The 17,610-nt window shown below is 67.4% G+C and carries 16 protein-coding genes and 1 pseudogene; 7 read left to right on the top strand and 10 right to left on the bottom strand.

Annotation, left to right across the window (positions count from 1 at the left end):
* Window positions 1-210 precede the first annotated feature (210 nt).
* Together tig and GNX95_RS25830 are read right to left on the bottom strand one after the other, a co-directional pair.
* Window positions 211-1,614 (bottom strand): trigger factor, encoded by a 1,404-nt coding sequence (gene tig / locus GNX95_RS25835; protein WP_163509952.1) that lies wholly within the window; start codon window positions 1,612-1,614, stop codon window positions 211-213.
* 67 nt (window positions 1,615-1,681) lie between these two features.
* Window positions 1,682-3,040, bottom strand: coding sequence for an NAD(P)/FAD-dependent oxidoreductase (locus tag GNX95_RS25830; RefSeq protein ID WP_163509951.1), 1,359 nt, complete (start codon window positions 3,038-3,040; stop codon window positions 1,682-1,684).
* A gap of 125 nt (window positions 3,041-3,165) precedes the next feature.
* On the opposite strand from GNX95_RS25830, the gene GNX95_RS25825 reads away from it, so the two are divergent.
* The 3 genes from GNX95_RS25825 to GNX95_RS25815 all read left to right on the top strand — a co-directional run bounded on the left by GNX95_RS25825 (window position 3,166) and on the right by GNX95_RS25815 (window position 7,228).
* The gene (locus tag GNX95_RS25825; protein WP_163509950.1) at window positions 3,166-4,350 is read left to right on the top strand and encodes an aminotransferase-like domain-containing protein; all 1,185 of its coding nucleotides are present in this window, start codon (window positions 3,166-3,168) and stop codon (window positions 4,348-4,350) included.
* A gap of 1,179 nt (window positions 4,351-5,529) precedes the next feature.
* Entirely contained in the window at window positions 5,530-6,357 is an 828-nt protein-coding gene (locus tag GNX95_RS25820; RefSeq protein ID WP_163509949.1) for an NAD(P)-dependent oxidoreductase, read from the top strand.
* On the top strand, window positions 6,347-7,228 hold the full coding sequence (locus GNX95_RS25815) for an alpha/beta fold hydrolase (RefSeq protein ID WP_163509948.1): 882 nt from the start codon (window positions 6,347-6,349) through the stop codon (window positions 7,226-7,228). The genes GNX95_RS25820 and GNX95_RS25815 overlap by 11 nt, the downstream gene beginning before the upstream one ends.
* A gap of 32 nt (window positions 7,229-7,260) precedes the next feature.
* Here GNX95_RS25815 and GNX95_RS25810 read toward each other — a convergent pair whose 3' ends face one another.
* Together GNX95_RS25810 and GNX95_RS25805 are read right to left on the bottom strand one after the other, a co-directional pair.
* Entirely contained in the window at window positions 7,261-8,037 is a 777-nt protein-coding gene (locus GNX95_RS25810; protein WP_163509947.1) for a VOC family protein, read from the bottom strand.
* Window positions 8,038-8,105: 68 nt separating this feature from the next.
* Complete coding sequence (locus GNX95_RS25805; RefSeq protein ID WP_163509946.1) at window positions 8,106-8,726, bottom strand: flavin reductase family protein; 621 nt, start codon at window positions 8,724-8,726, stop codon at window positions 8,106-8,108.
* Window positions 8,727-8,786: 60 nt separating this feature from the next.
* Between GNX95_RS25805 and GNX95_RS25800 the strand changes: the two genes are divergently transcribed.
* Window positions 8,787-10,283 (top strand): DUF885 domain-containing protein, encoded by a 1,497-nt coding sequence (locus GNX95_RS25800; RefSeq protein ID WP_163509945.1) that lies wholly within the window; start codon window positions 8,787-8,789, stop codon window positions 10,281-10,283.
* Here the strand turns inward: GNX95_RS25800 and GNX95_RS25795 are convergent.
* The 5 genes from GNX95_RS25795 to GNX95_RS25775 are packed head-to-tail and all read right to left on the bottom strand — an operon-like array spanning window position 10,267 to window position 14,004.
* Entirely contained in the window at window positions 10,267-11,118 is an 852-nt protein-coding gene (locus tag GNX95_RS25795; RefSeq protein ID WP_163509944.1) for a 5-oxoprolinase subunit C family protein, read from the bottom strand. The two genes, GNX95_RS25800 and GNX95_RS25795, sit on opposite strands and share 17 nt — an antisense overlap.
* The gene (gene pxpB, locus GNX95_RS25790) at window positions 11,115-11,726 is read right to left on the bottom strand and encodes a 5-oxoprolinase subunit PxpB (protein ID WP_343034976.1); all 612 of its coding nucleotides are present in this window, start codon (window positions 11,724-11,726) and stop codon (window positions 11,115-11,117) included. The genes GNX95_RS25795 and pxpB overlap by 4 nt, the downstream gene beginning before the upstream one ends.
* Window positions 11,723-12,481: a LamB/YcsF family protein gene (locus GNX95_RS25785; RefSeq protein ID WP_163509943.1), complete on the bottom strand. Its 759-nt coding sequence runs from the start codon at window positions 12,479-12,481 to the stop codon at window positions 11,723-11,725. Before GNX95_RS25785 ends, pxpB begins: the two co-directional genes overlap by 4 nt.
* Window positions 12,482-13,318 (bottom strand): urea carboxylase-associated family protein, encoded by an 837-nt coding sequence (locus tag GNX95_RS25780; RefSeq protein WP_163509942.1) that lies wholly within the window; start codon window positions 13,316-13,318, stop codon window positions 12,482-12,484. It lies immediately after the preceding gene.
* Window positions 13,315-14,004 carry a GntR family transcriptional regulator gene (locus GNX95_RS25775; protein WP_163510225.1) on the bottom strand — a complete coding sequence of 230 codons (690 nt, stop codon included), beginning with the start codon at window positions 14,002-14,004 and terminating at the stop codon, window positions 13,315-13,317. Before GNX95_RS25775 ends, GNX95_RS25780 begins: the two co-directional genes overlap by 4 nt.
* Before the next feature lie 149 nt (window positions 14,005-14,153).
* Here GNX95_RS25775 and GNX95_RS25770 point away from each other — a divergent pair, with 149 nt between their 5' ends.
* From GNX95_RS25770 to GNX95_RS25760, 3 genes and pseudogenes are all read left to right on the top strand, one after another.
* Entirely contained in the window at window positions 14,154-15,365 is a 1,212-nt protein-coding gene (locus GNX95_RS25770) for an ABC transporter permease subunit (RefSeq protein ID WP_163509941.1), read from the top strand.
* A 54-nt stretch (window positions 15,366-15,419) separates the two neighbouring features.
* A pseudogene (locus GNX95_RS25765) lies at window positions 15,420-16,337 on the top strand (fibronectin type III-like domain-contianing protein); the annotation flags it as partial.
* 75 nt (window positions 16,338-16,412) lie between these two features.
* Window positions 16,413-17,063: a TetR/AcrR family transcriptional regulator gene (locus tag GNX95_RS25760; protein WP_163509939.1), complete on the top strand. Its 651-nt coding sequence runs from the start codon at window positions 16,413-16,415 to the stop codon at window positions 17,061-17,063.
* Here GNX95_RS25760 and GNX95_RS25755 read toward each other — a convergent pair.
* Entirely contained in the window at window positions 17,053-17,577 is a 525-nt protein-coding gene (locus tag GNX95_RS25755; RefSeq protein WP_163509938.1) for a DUF2231 domain-containing protein, read from the bottom strand. The genes GNX95_RS25760 and GNX95_RS25755 overlap by 11 nt on opposite strands.
* Between the last annotated feature and the right edge of the window lie 33 nt (window positions 17,578-17,610).

Raw genomic sequence — 17,610 nt, 5'->3', positions numbered from 1 at the left:
GACCGTCTGGGGTGTGCAAGTCAGTCACCGGTCATCCCGCTTTCGATGCTCTCCTGGACGTTCACTGACTGGGACGGTTGTCCCTCGTGCTGGCGACCCTGGGGTCTGTTTCGAAACAGACCCTAGCTCGGATCCCGCCGCCGGGACGGAGCCAGGCGGCGGTTTCGCTGTCAGCGCAGGCCGGCGGCCGTCGCCGCGCTTTCGCGCAGGTCAGACCTCCTCCTCGGCCCCGTCCGGGTCGTCCCCGTGGTCATGGTCGTGGTCATGGTCATGGTCATGGTCGTGTGGTGCCTGCGCGGCGCGCATCGCGGCGGTGATGTCCACCTTCTCGCCGGCGCTGTCGGTGATCGTCGCCTTGTCCAGCACCAGCGCGAGCGCCTTGCCGCGGCGGATGTCGGCGATCACGAACGGCAGCTGGCCTGAGTTGACCAGCTCGTCGGCGTACTGCTGCGGGTCACGGCCGGTCTGCGCGGCGCGCTGGACGACCTCGGTGGTCAGCTCCTCGTTGCTGACCCCCAGCTCCTCCTGGTCGGCCACCGCGTCCAGCACGAGCTGGTTGCGTACGGCGTCCTCGGAGGCCTCGTGCAGCTCGGCGTCGAGGTCCTCCTCGGTCTTGCTCTCGGCGGCCAGATACTGCGCGATGGTGGCGCCGGCGGCCTCCAGCTGGCGGGTGATGCTCTGCTTGCGGAAGTCCTGCTCGGTCTGCACGACGGTCTCCGGCAGCGGCACCTCGACCGCCTCGACCAGCGTCTTGAGCACCAGGTCGCGCGCCGAGACGACCTGCTCCAGCCGCTTGTTGCGCTCGGCCCGCTGCCGCGCGTCGTCGCGCAGCTCCTCGAGCGTGTCGAACTCGCTGGCGGTCTGCGCGAAGTCGTCGTCCAGCGCCGGCAGGTCCTTGGTCTTGACGCTCTGCACCGTGACGGTGACCTCGGCCTCCTCGCCGGCGTGCTCGCCGCCGACCAGCTTGCTGGTGAAGGTCTTGGACTCGCCGGCGGACAGGCCGACGATCGCCTCGTCCAGGCCCTCCAGCATCTGGTTGGTGCCGACCTCGTACGACAACCCCTTGGTGGTCGCGTCCTCCAGCTCCTTGCCCTCGATCGCGGCGGACAGGTCGATGGACACGAAGTCCTTCTCCTGCGCGGCGCGCTCGACTCCCTTGAGCACCGCGAACCGGTCACGCAGCAGGTCGAGCTGCTCGTCCACGTCGGCGTCGGTGACGGTCAGGTCGGTGACGTCGACCTTGAGGTCCTCGTACGCCGGCAGGGTGATCTCCGGCCGCACGTCCACCTCGGCGGTGAAGCTCAGCAGGTCGCCGTCCTCCAGCGACTTCAGGTCGAACTCCGGCTGGCCGAGCACCTTCACGTCGTGCTCCTGCACGGCCGCGGAGTACTGCTGCGGGATCGCGTCGTTGATCGCCTCGTTGAGCACCGCGGCCCGGCCGACCCGCTGGTCGATCAGCCGCGGCGGCACCTTCCCCTTCCGGAAACCCGGGATCGCGACCTGCTGGGCAATCTGCCGGTAGGCCTTGTCCAGGCTGGGCTTCAGCTCCTCGAACGGAACCTCCACCGACAGCTTCACCCTGGTCGGGCTCAAGGTCTCCACGGTGCTCTTCACGTACGTACACTCCGGACTGGAAGGTGGGGGTTGGCTAACCCACGAGAGTCTACCGGCCGGCCGATGGTCAGGAGTCGAAGCCCATACCGAGCGCGTCCAGGCTCCGCAGCCAGAGGTTGCGGCGGCCGCCGTCGCGGTCGGCGCGGGCGAGCGCCGCGCGGGTGAGCTGGATGCCGGCGTACGCGGCCGGCTCCGGCGGAAACGGGATCGGCCTGGTCCGCACCATCTCCAGCTCGGTGCGCTCCGTTCGGTCGCCGGCCAGCAGGTCGAGCATCACGTCCGCGCCGAACCGGCTCGCGCCGACGCCGAGGCCGGTGTAGCCGCTGGCGTAGGCGACCCGACCGGCGTACGCGGTGCCGAAGAACGCGCAGAACCGGCTGCACGTGTCGATCGCGCCACCCCACTTGTGGGTGAAGCCGATCCCTTCCAGCTGCGGAAAAGTCTCGACGAAGTGCTCGGCGAGCCGGTGGAAGGTCGCCGGCCGCTGGTCGTATTTCCGGCGGACCTTGCGTCCGAAGTAATAGACCGCGTCGTAGCCGCCCCAGAGGATCCGGTCGTCCTCGGTCAGCCGGTAGTAGTGGAACTGGTTGCCGGAGTCGGAAACTCCCTGCCGGTTACGCCAGCCGATCTCGTCCAGCTGGGTCCGGCTCAGCGGCTCGGTCATCAGCACGTAGTCGTAGACCGGCACCGTGTATGGCCGGATTCTCTTGAGTGGAGAACGGAAAACGTTGGTGCCGAGGGCGATCCTGTTGGCGCGTACGGTCGCGTCGTCGTTGATTCTCAGCGTGCCGTCGGCGGCCAGGCCGCGTACGACCGAGCGTTCGAAGATGCGGACGCCGGCTTGCTCGGCGACCCTCGCCAGTCCCCAGGCCAGCCGCGCCGGATCGACGATCGCCGTGCCGTGTTTTTCCCAGTGACCGGCCAGAAAAGTCGGCGAGTCGAGCTCGGCGCGTACGGCCTCCCGGTCCAGGTGACCGTCGCCTTCCAGGTCGGCGATCTGATGTGGCTGGGTCGCCACGGTCAGTGCGCCGGTGCGCCGGAAATCACAGTCGATGTCGTGCTTTTTGAGCGTTTCCTCGATCGCGTCCAGGTTTTCCAGGCCGAGACGCTCCAGCGTGGCGTACTCCTCCGGCCAGCGTTCGCGTCCATTGGCCTCGCCGTGCGTGAGGCTGGCCTCGCAAAAGCCGCCGTTGCGGCCGGTCGCGGCCCAGCCGATCCGCGCTCCTTCGACCAGCACGACGTTGCGGTCCGGATCGCGCTCCTTCGCGCGTACGGCCGCCCAGAGGCCGGTGAAGCCGCCTCCGACGATCGCCAGGTCGGCGCTGACCGACCCGCGTAACGCCGGTCGCGGCGCCGGCCGGTCGGCGCTGTCCAGCCAGTACGGCACCGGTGCTGCGGCGGCGAGCGCCGAGGTGGCGTTGAACACAGGCCGAGGTTATAACGACAGCCGCCTTAACGATCGGTAAGCTGAGGACCGGCGCCACCGACCGTGGCCTGTCTCGCCGCGCGGCACGACCGCATCTGGCTTTCCTCTGGTTTTGGAGTCCTGTCGTGACCGCCGCGTTTTCCGTCCGTCCCCCGGCGCCCGCAGCTCGCCTTGCGAACGTTGCCAGCTCACCGGTCCGCGACCTGCTCGCGCTGACCAGCCGTCCCGAGGTGATCGCGTTCTCCGGTGGCCTGCCGGCGCCGGAGTTCTTCGACACCGCCGGGCTGGCCGCCGCCTTCGACCACGTGCTGCGACACGACGGCCAGCGCGCGCTGCAGTATTCGCCGACCGAAGGCGATCTCGCGCTGCGTACGGCCATCGCGGCCCGCGCACCGATGCCGACCGATCCGGCGGACGTGTTGGTGACGACCGGTTCTCAGCAGGCGTTGACGCTGGTCGCGACCGCACTGGTGTCACCGGGCGACACGGTCTTGGTGGAAGCACCGGCATATCTGGCCGCCATCCAGTGCCTGCAGCTGGCCGGAGCGCGGCTCGTGCCGGTGCCCGGCGACGACGACGGCATCGACGTCGACGCGCTGGTTTCGTTGATCCGCGAAGAAAAACCGAAACTGCTCTATCTGGTGCCGACGTTCCAGAACCCCACCGGCCGCACGATCACCGCCACACGCCGCCGCGCGATCGCCGAGGCAGCCTCACGGGAAGGCATCTGGATCGTCGAGGACGACCCGTACGCCGAGCTGCGCTATGACGGCACCACACTGGCACCGATCGCCGCCGAGCCGGCCGCCGCCGATCGTACGATTCTGCTCGGCAGCTTCTCGAAAATCCTCGCCCCCGGGCTGCGCCTCGGCTGGCTCCGCGCGCCCGCTCCGCTCCGGTCCGCGCTCGTGATCGCCAAGCAGGCCGCGGACCTGCACACCTCCACCATCGACCAGGCCGCCGCCGCGCACTACCTCGCCCACACCGACCTGGCCAGCCATCTCGACCACGTCCGCGCCGCGTACCGATCCCGCCGCGACGCCATGCAGGCAACCCTGCCGGAGGTGCTGCCAGCCGGCAGCCGATGGACCTCGCCGAGCGGCGGCATGTTCGTCTGGGTCCGGCTGCCTGACGGCTTCAACGCCACGGAGCTGCTGCCTGCCGCGCTGGCGCGCGACGTCGCGTACGTGCCGGGCGTGCCGTTCTATGTGCGCGACCCCGATGTGCGCACGCTGCGGCTCTCGTTCACGACGCATTCACCAGAACGGACCATCGAAGGATTGCGTCGGCTGAGTGGCGTGTTTGGGTAGGTGGCCCCGAAGTTTTCTGGGGTTGCATGTGTAGGCGGTGGTTTCTGGTGCGATGAGACGCGGTCGGGTTTTCTGGTTGGTGAGGTGGCGGGTCTCCTGTTTGGTGCGTTGGAGAGGCACGGCGTCTCCCGTTTGATGCATTGGAGACGCGCGGCGTCCCCAGTTTGATGCATTGGAGAGGCGCGGCGTCTCCAGTTTGATGCGTTGGGTGGGTGGTTGCGTCTTCATGTTTGTTGCGTCAGGGGGTGGTTGGGTTTTTCGCCTGCGCGGCGGGCGCTCCTGCGCGGAGGGCGACCTCAAGGGAGGGGGCGCGTGGCCGCCAATCGGTGTGCATTGAGGGTGCGGGCGGCGGTTTGCGGGCGGGGCTGGGTTCTCCAGGCTTGCTCGTTCTCCCCGTCGACGCCCTGAAGGGAACCACATTTTCGGAGGGGCCGCCGAGCCTGGGAGGGTGGTTGCGTTTGTTTGGCGGCGGCCCCTCCGAAAATGTGGTTGGCTGCGCCCGCCGACGGGGAGAACGAGCAAGCCAGGTCACGTGTGGGAAGCAACCCGTCGGGCTGGACGGCATCACAGCGTCCGGGGTGGTGCTGATGTGGCTACTGTGGCTGGCAATGCGGGTGAGGCGGATCGGCTGCGTAATACTTTGTTTAACAAGACATCAAAATGGACATTTGGTGCAGCCTGGTAGCCACAACAGCATTACTAGCCTCAGTAGTCACACCCGTCACAGCCTCCGGTGATCGCCGTGGCGTGAAAGCCTTGTTTCTTGCGTCCAACGCAAGTAACTCGACATTCATGCCATCTACGAACCTCTCAATCCAGACATTTAGCGCTCCACATGCTTCGCGTCCCACATAGTGGACCTTCTCGCCACAGACCGGAACGCCCTCGGGTGTCCGGCGCCCCAGCCACACTCCTGGTCCACACCACAAACACAACCGCACCCGCGGCACCCAACCGGACCAACAGCGAACCCCGCGCACCCCTCCCCTTGAGGTCGCCCTCCGCGCAGGAGCGCCCGCCGCGCAGGCGAAAACCCTAAAACGCAACAAACAGGAAACTCCACCACATCCCAAACGCAACAACCATGAAGACGCAACCACCCACCCAACGCAACAATCATGAAAGCCCAGCCGCCTCGTCAAACGCGTCTCCGCCACCCCGCGGTCGTACGGTAGGGGCATGCCTCCGACCGTGGCCGTCCTCCATCCCGGCGAGATGGGTGCGGCTATGGCCGCCATCGCCGTCCGCAACACCGAACAGCTCAGCTGGCTGAGCACCGACCGCAGCCAGGCAACCACGAAGCGTGCCGCAGCTGCTGGGCTCACGGCAGTCAGCAAACTCGACGACATCGTCGAGGCGGATATCGTCCTCTCGATCTGTCCACCCGCGTACGCCGAAGCCGTCGCGTCCGAAATTGCTGGTGCCGGCTTCAGTGGGCTGTATGTCGACGCCAACGCGATCAGTCCGCAACGTGCCGCCACCATCGCGCGAAAATTCGACAACTTCGTGGACGGTGCCATCGTGGGTCCGCCGCCGACGAACCAGCGGCGCAACCGGTTTTACCTGTCCGGCCAAGCAGACCATGTCTCAACGGTCGCCGCGCTTTTCCGCGAGAGCCAAGTCGCGACTATCGACCTTGGCACCGAGACCGGCGCCGCGAGCGCGTTGAAAATGGCTTATGGCGGCTACAACAAAGCGACCTGGGCATTGGCCGCGGTCGCGCACGCATTGGCGGCACAGTACGGCGTCACCGAGCATTTGCTGGCGGAAGGCGCGCGTACGACCACGTCGGCACTGTCCGAATTGGACAGTCTGCCGAGCATGGTCGGCCGCGCGTGGCGCTGGGCGCCGGAGATGCTGGAGGTCGCCGACACCATGCGCGCCGCCGGCCTGCCGGACGACTTCGGCAGAGCCGCGGCCGCCGTACTCGAACATTGGTCCGGCGACAAGGATGATCCGGGCATCACAGCCGAGGAGTTCTTCGAAAGGCTGCGCCATGACCAATAGTTTTTTCGACGGCTTCGACCAGCGCCGGATCACGACCAGTGGCGCCGAAATCAACGTGCGTGTCGGTGGTGCGGGGCCGCCTGTCCTGCTGTTGCACGGATTTCCGCAAACCCACGCGATGTGGCACGAGGTCGCGCCGCGACTGGCCACAGACCACACCGTCGTGGTCGCCGACCTCCGCGGCTATGGCGACTCGTCCACACCACCGGCCGGCGACGACCATGCCGGCTACAGTTTTCGCGCCATGGCGCGGGATCAGTACGAGGTCATGCGCCAGCTCGGCCATCCGTTTTTCGCCGTCGTCGGTCACGACCGCGGCGCACGTACGGCACATCGACTCGCCCTCGATCATGCCGAAGCGGTCACGAAACTCGCCGTGCTCGACATCGCGCCGACACGGCACGTCTTCAGCCACACCGACAAGCTCATGGCCAGCACCTACTACCACTGGTTTTTCCTGATCCAGCCGTACGATCTGCCGGAGCGGCTGATCGGCAACGACGCGAAGTACTTCCTGCACAGCGCGCTCGGCAGCTTCGGCGGCGCACTCGACGCGTACGATCCGCGCGCGCTGGCCGAATACGAGCGCTGCTTCGACAATGCCGAGACCCGCCACGCGATGATCGAGGACTATCGCGCGGCGGCGTCCATCGATCTAGAGCACGACGAAGCCGACGCGGACCGCCGGCTCAGCCAGCCGACTTTGGTGCTGTGGGGCGAAACCGGCGCGGTCGGCCGGATGTACGAGCCACTGGAGGTGTGGCGCGACTACGCCGACGACGTACGCGGGCGCGCGATCGCCGACGCCGGTCATTTCCTGGTTGAGCAACAGCCGGCCGACGTACTCGCCGAGATCGAGGCGTTTCTGTAGGGGTGGCGCCAGGAGACGCCACCCCTGCAGACTCAGCCGGCCGCGTTGGTCAGCGCGATGATGCTGAACATCGCTCCTTGCGGGTCGGCGACCAACGCGAATCGTCCCGGCGGGATGTCCATCGGCGGCTGATGAACGGCACCTCCGAGCTCAGTGACCTTCTTCGCCGACGCGTCGGCGTCGGCGACCGCGAAATAGACCATCCAGTGCGGCGGCAGGTCCGGCGGGAAGTTGTCGTCCATCTGCATCATCCCACCGACGGTCGCATCACCAATTTTCCACTCGGTGTATTCGCTGCCGCCCATCGAAAGCGGGCTGGCCGTCCAGCCGAAGACACTGCCATAGAACGATGTCACGCTGTCGGCGTCGCGGGTCAGCAGCTCGTTCCAGGTGAGCGCCCCCGGCTCGTTGACCAGGCTGGCGCCGATGTGCTGTTTCGGCTGCCAGACGGAGAAAGCGGCGCCGCCGGGATCGGTGAACACGGCCATCCGGCCGAATTCCATCACGTCCATCGGCTCCATCAGCACCTGGCCGCCGGCGGCACGTGCTTCCTTCGCGGTCAGGTCCGCGTCGGTGACCGAGACGTACGTTGTCCAGTACGGCGGCCCCGGCGCCTGCTGCGCCCCGATGCCGGCGACCGGAAGTCCCCGCAGCAACCCCATCCGATAGCTTCCGCTTTCCGGCGGACCCGGCTCGCTCACTTCCCAACCGAACAGCTCGGCGTAGAACTCCGCTGCCGCGTCCGGGTCGGGACTGCCGAGGTCCACCCAGTTCGGCGTCCCCGGCAGGTAGGACGTTTTCTGCACCATTCCCCCTCCAATCGTCGGTCGCTGCGCAGTCTCCTCCTCATTTCTGCGGCGCGGAAGGGGCTGTCGGATTAATCTTCGGCGCGGAAACTGCGGCCAAGCTCAGGGCCGGTGCCGAAATAATGCCGGAAGACGTACAAGAGCGGATTCCATCGCCGCGTGTCGATGTGATCCGTGCCGGCTTTCACGATGCCGATGTGCGCGTGTACGCGTTGGACGTACGTCTCGACAATCCGGAAGAAACCGTTGTCCGGACCGCCCGGCACATGGACGGCCGTCACCCTGGCCTCCAACTGCAGGGCACATTCGACGATCCGCGGCGGCCTCACGGTTTCGGAGTCGCACGGTGTCAGTCCGGCCGCACCGAACTTGTCACGTTCAAATCGGAACTTGTCGGTTTTCTGGTCCGGCACCGGATTCGCACCGGTCAGCGGCGCCAATGCCTCCACCTGCCGGTGCAGGTCGGCGGACGGCAGGTTGATGACGCATTCCCGCTCGCGCTCGATGTTGGCCATGGTCTGCGACGCTGTCGACCATCCGAGCACGACCGTGTCGCCGAGGGCCCACGCCGAGGACATCGGCCCGATGTTGGCCGAGCCGTCCCGATTCCGGGTCGTGATCAGGGCGACCGGCGTGCCGAAGTAAAGGATCGACGGCTCGATACGTACGTGTTGTTCCACAGATGTCGTCACAACGGCCACGCTATGCCGGTGACTCTTCGGCACTGGCCGAAACGGCTTATCCTGTCACACATGGACAATTCCGAGATCCGCGCGCTCGCCGACGAGACGGCGACGCGCCTGCACAGCCGTGACCCCACGATCGCAGCACGTCAGCCCGGCGGGGCCTGCACCCTGCCAGCCGGCGGCATCGCGGAGATGGAGGCGAATGTCGACTGGGCAGCCGACGCGCTTCGGCGGCTGTCCACAGTGGACGCCGCCATCCTGAGCACCGAAGACCGGCGTACGGCCGCGTTTCTCGGCGAGCACTTCCGGCAGGAGGTCGCCGAGGCGGAGCGGTTCTGGTTCCGTTTTCCGGTGACGCCGTACAACGCCAGCGTTCTGAGCACATATCGCGACATCATGGCCAGGAACACCGACCTGCTGCCGGATTACCTCGCCGCGGTCAGCCAGATGCGGCAGACGCTCGCCGCACAGCGCCGCCGCGGCATCGTCCTGCCGGCGCCGGCGAAAAGCACCGCCATCGACGGCATAAGCGCACATGCCGCCGCGTCGCCGGAGGAGACGGCCACCGAGTTCTCCGCTCTCCTGGACGAAATCTCCGCGCATGACGGTCCCGACACGCTCGGCCTCTGCCACCAACCCGGTGGTGCGGAGTGCTATGCCGGCCTCGTACGCTGTCACACCGGCCTGGACCTGACGCCGGAGGCGGCCCACCAGCTCGGACTGTCCGAAGTGGACAGACTGACCGCGCAGTCCGGCATCGCCGATGAGGACGCGCACCGCGCGCGACTCGCCGCCGATCCTCGGCTCTACGCAACGGATCCGGCCGACCTGCACCGCCGCCTGCAGTCGTACGTCGATCGGCTCGGCGACCATCTCGACGCCTGTTTCGCGTCCCTGCCATCGGCGCCGTTCCGGCTGCGCCGGCTCGACGCGGAGCTGGAGGCGGACCTGACCTACGGTTACTACGAGCCGCCTGGTGCGGACGGCTGCGGCTATTTCTGTTACAACGCCGCGAAGCTGCCGGAGCGTTCGCTGCTGAAAGCGGCCAGCCTGATCTATCACGAAGGCATGCCGGGTCATCACCTCCAGCTGAGCCGGCAACTGGAAAACGACTCGCTGGCCGCCGTCCGGCGGGAGCCGAGCGTGCTCGCGACCTTCGCCATCAACGGATATGTCGAGGGCTGGGCCGAGTATGCCGCCGGTCTCGGCTGGGACCTCGGTCTCTACGACGATCCGGTGGACGCCTATGGTCGGCTGTGCTCGGAGCGTTTTCAGGCCGCGCGTCTGGTCGTGGACACCGGCATGAACGCGTTTGGCTGGTCAGCGCGGAAAGCCGCGAGCTTCCTGCGCCAGGCCGGTGCGCTGCCGGATGCCGAGATCCGCACCGAATTGGTGCGCTATGCCGTCGACGATCCGGGTCAGGCACTCGGCTATCACGCCGGCCATCACTTTCTCCGGCAACTGCGCGGAAACCGCAATCTCCGCGACTTTCACGAGGCCGTGCTCAGCGCCGGCCCTCTCCCCCTGCGCATCCTCGCCACCGAGATCAATGCGCTGTCGTAAGCCGAAAACGCACTGACTGGCCAGGACGCAGCTGCGCAGCCAACGAAATGTCCGCGGAGCACACGACGGCCGCGACCGGATAGCCGCCGGTGACCGGATGGTCGGCCAGGAACAGGACCGGCTGGCCGTCCGGCGGCACCTGCAGCGATCCGGTGACCATGCCTTCGGACGGCAGCTCACCGGATCTCACCCGCTCCAAGGCCGAGCCACGCAGCCGTACGCCCACCCGGTTGCTGTCCGGCGAAACCTCGTATCGGCCGGTCAGAAGTGGTCGCAGCGAAGCAAACCAGTCGTCCCGCGGACCGGCGACGACCCGCAGCACCGGCTCGATCGGCAGTCGTGGCACCGGCGCGAGATCCACGTTTGGCGGTCCGACTGTCGCGGACCCGAACGGAAAGACGTCACCGGCGGCGACCTTTGGCGGTCCCAAGCCGGAAAGCACGTCGGTGGAACGCGAGCCGAGCACCTCCGGCACATCCAGGCCACCGCGTACGGCCAGATAGGTCCGCATGCCTTCGGACGGCCGCCCCAGCTCCAGCTTCGCGCCCGAGGGCACCGAAATCGGGCTGTTCATCGACACCGGGCGACCTCCCAGTACCGCCGGCACCGGCGCTCCGGTCAGCGCGATGGTGGCCGGCTCCAGGAAAACCATCGACAGGCCACCGAAAGTCGCCTCCAGGCCGGCGGCCGACTCGGCGTTTCCGACCAGCCGGTTGGCCAGCCGCAGGCTCTGCCGGTCGGCGGCGCCGGACGTGCCGACGCCAAGCGCCAGATATCCGGGCCGGCCGAGGTCCTGTACGGTCGTCAGCGGTCCTGGCCGCACGATCCTGATCATCGCTCGACAAACCGTACGCGGTCGCCCGGCGCCAGCGCGGCCGGCGGGTCGCGATCGGTGTCCCACATCGCCAACTCGCTGTGCCCGAGCAGATGCCAGCCACCGGGCGAGGCGGTCGGATAGACCGCGCTGAACTCGCCGGCGATCGCGACCGACCCGGCCGGCACGCGCGTGCGCGGAGTTTCCTTTCGTGGCAGCCGCAACACCGGGTCGAGGCCGGTGAGATAGCCGAAACCTGGCGCGAACCCACAGAAAGCGACGCGATAGTCGGCCGACTGGTGCCGCCGGACCACCTCCTCCTGGCTCAGGCCCGCCGCGTCGGCGACGGCCGCCAGGTCGGCACCGTCATATCGCACCGGAATCTCCACCAGCGAACCGGAAACCTCGTCCGCCGGCGCGATCCGCGTTCGCTCGATGCCGGCGGCCAGCCGGTCGAAAGAGGTGACGGCCGGGTCGTACGTGACCAGGATCGTCCGTGCGGCCGGTACGAACTCGGCCACACCGGCCGGCGGGTCCGCGCGCAGCGCGGTGTGCAACCCGGTCACCTGCGCGAGGTCGTCCACCTCGACGAGCGCGGCGGTCTCGCCGGCCGGCCTGATCCGCATCATCCAAAAGGCCGCAGCTCGACACCGGCGGCGACCAGGCCGTCGCGTACGCGCCGGGCGATCTCCACCGCGCCCGGCGTGTCACCGTGTACGCACAATGACCGTGGCCGCACCGAAACGACGCTGCCGTCGACCGCCTCGACGGTGCCCTCGACCGCCATCCGTACGGTCCGCCGCACCACCTCGTCCGGATCGTGCACCACGGCTCCCGGCAACCGCCGCGACAGCAAAGTGCCTTCCGGTGTGTAAGCGCGGTCCGCGAATGCTTCGGCCACCGTGGCCAGACCCGCCTCGGCGGCCTGCCGCAGCCACTCCGAGCCAGGCAATCCCATGACTGGCAACGAAGAATCGTAAAGCCGCACCGCCTGCACCACGGCCGCGGCCTGCTCGGCGTGCGTCACGATCGCATTGTAGAGCGCGCCATGTGGTTTCACATAACGCACTTTCGTGCCGGCGATTCGCGCGAAACCGTCCAACGCGGCGATCTGGTAGATCACGTCGTTGACCAGCTCGGCCGGGTCCACGTCGATGAACCGGCGGCCAAAGCCGGGCAGATCCCGATAACCGACCTGCGCGCCGATCACCACGCCACGCTCGGCCGCCCGCGCGGTGACGCGGCGCAGGACGGTCGGATCGCCGGCGTGGAATCCGCATGCGACATTGGCGCTGGAGACGATGTCCAGCAATGCCGCGTCGTCCCCCATCGGCCAGATCCCGAAACCCTCGCCGAGATCGCTGTTCAGATCGACGTGTGTCATTCAGTCTCCCCAACGAGGCGCGACCAGGCCGTGCAGATGGCGGTATTTCGCTCGCTCCGGCGGATTCCAGCCGTCCAGCAGCTCCGCCGCGGGCCGGTAGACCTCGACACCGATCGGATGACAGACCTCCAGCGGATCGCCGGCATCCGGACCCCACAATGGCACCGAGAGATCGCCACCCGGACAGGTCGACAGCGCGCACAACAGGTCAAGCTCGGCGAAAAACTCGAAATAGTCCCCGGGCCGCGCCGGACACGCTTTCATGAAATAGCGGTCCTCGTCGTTCAGACCGGTGCACTGAAACACGTTCAGCACGTCGTGCACGTCGAACTCGGTCAGGCCGTACGGCAGCACCGCGCGCACCAGGTTGGAATGGCAGTGAAAGTCGAAGTCCTCACCGGTGAGCATCCGGTTGACATACGGATCGCACCGGGTGCCAAGCAAATCGTGTACGCGACCGCCCTCGCCGTCCACGCCGTAGCCGGCGAGGGTGTCCGCGGTGACCGTGACCAGCGGCCGCAGGAACGGCAGGTTGGACCAGAGCCGGTCGTACGTGCTCACGTGCGCACGCTGCAGCTGGCGGGTCCGCGAGGCCCACAGTCTTTCCCTGGGATCCTCGGCATTCCAGATGTTCAGGTCACCGACCTGCGGACCCTCCACGGTGACCAGCCGGCAGACGTGGCCGCGCGGCACCCGCCAGGCCCGGCCGGACCGGATCGGAATCTCGAACGCGTCGACCAGCTCACGTTTTCCTTCGGCGATCCCGGAATACAGGTCGCGGTCGACGTCCAGCGCACCTCCCTTGGTCGCCTGATATGCGGCGGCGGGAGAGTTCATCCCATCTCCTTCGCTGTCTGCCGACCTTTGACCGGCTCGTTCCCGCGAGCGCGTACGACGTCGAGCACGCCGCGCTCGGAATCGTCCAGATACTGCCGAAGCAGAGCCTTCGCACTGTCTCGCCGGCCGCCGCGGACCAGGTCGCAGATCTCCCGGTCGCGCGGGATCCACGGAGTCTGCCAGGCCTGCTCGTCCGGCATGATCGCGAAGGCCAGCCGTAACTGTGCCAGCACTCCGCGAAACATCTGGTCGAAGGTGCTGCTTCCGAGCAATGCCACCAAAGCCTGGTGAAACCGCAGGCTCGCGGTGCCGACCCTGTTCCACTCCTGGCCGCTGACCGCCAGCTCGGCGGCGCGTACGGTCGCGTCCAACCTGCTCAGCTCGCCCTCGGTCACCAGCGCGCTGTGCTCGATGGCACTAAGCTCCAACGTCCGCCGCACCCGATAGATCTCCCGCACGTCCATTGTGGACAGAGCCTTCACCACCACACCCTTGTGCATCTGGTAAGTCAGCAGGCCCTCGTATTCGAGCAGCCGCAACGCACCGCGCAAGGTGTGCCGCGCGACGCCCATTTCGGCCGCCAGCGCGACATCGCGCAGCTGCGTGCCCGGCGGGAGATGCCCCTCGGTGATCCGCCGCCGCAGGTCTTCCGCGACGCGCTCCCCGGCTGGCACCGGCTCGCCCATCTCCACCTCCGCAGACTAGCAGAACTGTCGCACAATTCTAGCCGCCATGTTGCCGCGGCTCTCCGCTTTTCCGCAAATTATGGACACGGTCTTGACGAGAATTGTTCCACAATCCTAAGTTGGGCCGGACGCCGTTCCGAGGAGCCCTGATGCCACGAAGCCGCGCCGGTCGTGCGGTCGCGCTGCTGCTCGTCGCCTGTGCCGCCATGTCCGCGTGCACGTCGGCGGGGCCGTCGGACCGGTTGAACACCATCAAACCCGGCGTTCTGGCCATCGGCGACGATCTGACCTATCCGCCGTACGGTTTTCTGAGCGGCAACACGCCATCCGGTTTCGATCCACAGCTCGGCCGGCTGCTCGCCGCGAAAGCCGGACTGCGGCCGGAATTCACCGACACGCGGTTCGAGCAGCTCATCGCGGGCGTCAAGGCGCGCAAGTTCGACGTGATCATGTCCGCGCTCTACATCACCGCCGAGCGTGCGCAACAGGTCGACTATCTGCCGTATTTCACCACCGGCAACTCGCTCGTGTCGCTGGCCGGCAGCGCGTTCCATCCGTCCACTGTGGATCAGCTGTGCGGCCGGCGGGTTTCGGCCATCAAAGGCGGAAAGATCGTCGAGGAGCTGCGCGGTCCGTCGAGCGCGGCATGCCGGTCGGCCGGCCGGCAGCCGATCGACGTACGCGAGTTCGCCTCCGATCCGGAAGGCAGCCAGGCTTTGGTCGCCGGACAGGTCGACACCCAGGTCACCGACGCGGCGGTGGCGAAAGACGCGGTCGACCACTCCAGCGGCCGGCTGGCGATCACCAGTACGGAGCTGATCGCACCGGCCGTCGTCGGCATCGCGGTCGCCAAAGGCAACACCGCATTGCTGCGGGCACTCAGCAAGGCTCTTGACGGGCTGCGCAAATCCGGCGCGTACGATAAACTTCTCGCGCGATACAACCTGAAACCGGTCGATGAGAAGCTGGTCCGGCAGGTCCTCGGGTCGAGCAGGGCAAGCTCCGGATCGACCGGCTTCGACTGGCGCTACACGGTCGGCCTGTTCGCCAACCGCGACCTGTGGCAGGCCGCGCTGCTCGTCGTCGTGCTCGCGGTGCTCAGTTGGCTGCTGGCAACGGCTTTCGGCATGGTCGTCGCATTGATGCGGCGCTCGTCGATCGCGCCGCTGCGGTGGGTTTCCGGCGCGTACGTCTGGTTTTTCCGCAGTTTGCCGTTGCTGGTGTTGCTGATCTTCGTCTACAACGCGCCGCAGGTGGTGCCGGGCCTGCAACCGCTGCTCGGCAGTCCGTTCGTGGTCGGTGTGGTGGCGCTGGTCCTGAGCGAAACCGCTATATGGCGGAAATCCACCGCGGCGGCCTGACCTCGGTGGAGGCCGGCCAAGGCGAGGCGGCGCAGGCGCTCGCCGGCATCCGCCGGCGAACCACCGAAAGCCTTGAAAGCATTCGGAAAACTCACCCTCGGAGCCGGACGCGCTGAGACCGTACGCTTCAACCTGACAAGCAAGGACCTGGTGATCTGGGACGTGACAACGCACCAACCGTCCACTGTGGACGGAAGCTATCGGGTCTATGTCGGGTCGTCTTCACGCGACATCCGCGCACAGGCACAGTTGCGCGTGCCGTTCACGTTTGGCGCGCAGTCGATAGAACTGACCGCGCCGGCGTTGACGACCGCGGGCGCGAAAATCACCGTGGACGGCGCGAAGCCAGGCGCCGCGCGGTTGACCGCGAACGCTCGCTGGAGCGGCGGCGCCCGCCAGTCGGCAACCGCGACGACGACAGTGAAAATCGCGTATCCGTCGCTGACGGCCGCCTTCAACGGCACCGGTCTCAGCGACGACGCGAATCCGGCCGGCGCCAACTTCGACGGCTCCGGCTACAGCTTTTCGGCTCAGGCGCTGGCAAGTGTTGGTGTGCGTCCAGGTGCGTCGGTGTCCTACAACGGTTTGTCGTACAACTGGCCGTCCGGATCACCGGACATGGTCACCGCGGCCGGCCAGGCGATCGCGTTGAGCGGCACCGGTCAGACGCTCGGTTTCCTCGGATCCGCGAACAACGGCACCGCGTCCGGACCGGTCACCGTCACGTACGCCGACGGCACCACGACGACCGGGACGGTGACCTTCGCCGACTGGTACGCGAACGCGGCCGTGCCAGGCTGCACGCTGGCCGTCACGACGCCGCACTGGAACGAACCGCCGAACGGCCTCGGACCGCACGCCGTCTCGCTCTACACCAGCACCTTGTCGCTGTCACCAGGAAAGACCGTCGCCGCGGTGACGCTTCCTGACGAGAGTCGGCTGCACATCTTCGCCGTCACCGTCGGTCAGTGAAGGCTAATTCAGTCGATTGACTTAATTCATCGGATGGAGTTAACTGTGTGACTACTGATTGAAACAGGTGCGGTGATGAGCGTGGCAGGCAGGACACCGCGCGCCGAGCGGGCGCAGGGCACCCGCGAGCTCATCCTGGTCGCCGCGGAGCGGCTGTTCGCCGAACACGGCGTCTTCGTCGTGTCGAACCGGCAGGTCAGCGAGGCCGCCGGCCAGGGCAACAACGCCGCTGTCGGCTATCACTTCGGCACCAAGACCGACCTCATACGCGCCATCATCCGCAAACACAACGAGGAGGTCGGCCGGCTGCGCGCTCAGCAGGTGGCGACGCTGAGTGACCCGGCCGGCCTGCGCGACTGGGTCGGCTGCCTCGTACGACCGATGACCGAGCATCTCGCCGCGCTCGGCAACCCGACCTGGTATGCACGATTTTCCGCGCAGGTGATGACCGATCCGGTGATGCGCCGGGTCGTGATCGAGGAGTCGCGCAGCTCACCGTCGCTGCAGCAGGTCGTCGACGGCCTCCGGCCGCACCTGCCCGACCTGCCGCCAGACGTACGCGCCGAGCGCAACGACATGGCGCGCCAGCTCATCGTGCACATCTGCGCCGAGCGCGAGCGCGCGCTTGCCGAAGGCACCCCGACACCGCGCGCGAGCTGGCACGATGCCGCCACCGGGCTGGTCGACGGCATCGTCGGGCTGTGGGAAGCGCCGGTCAGCCGATAGGCCGCTTGCGCTGGCGGGTCATCGCGGCAGCGCCGCCGCGCCGCCAGGTCAGCGAGTTCGGCGCGTTGACGTTGGCGCCGTCGTCGACGCCGACGCTCAGCCGCTCGACCAGTTCGCCGCCGAGCCACGCGCTCGCGCCACCCACGACCACACCGGCAAAGCTGCAGATCAGGGCCCACACGCTCGGTGTCCAGCCGGGGGCGCCGAGGCGCAGCAACCAGCTTATGGCGAAGAGCAGGACGACCACGACGTTGCCGATGCCGTGGACCAGACCGATCCGCTTCGCGCGCGTTCCGGTCGGGATCGCGAGCCAGTCGATCAGCCCCGGCACCGCGGCGACCAGGCCACCGATCACCCCGGCGGCGATCATGTACGCCGACGCGGTCGCGAAGCCGGGCTGGCCGTTGACCAGGAAGACGATGTCGAAGATGACAGCGGTGACCAGCAGTCCCAGCGGAAAGGCGATGAGCATCGGATGGACGGCGTGTCCCAGGATCTTGGCGCGACTTTGCATGACGGCCTCCTTTACCGACCGTCGGATACCCGT

The organism is Fodinicola acaciae, assembly GCF_010993745.1.
GTDB classification, from domain to species: domain Bacteria; phylum Actinomycetota; class Actinomycetes; order Mycobacteriales; family HKI-0501; genus Fodinicola; species Fodinicola acaciae.
This window is presented reverse-complemented; position numbering and strand designations above follow the sequence as displayed.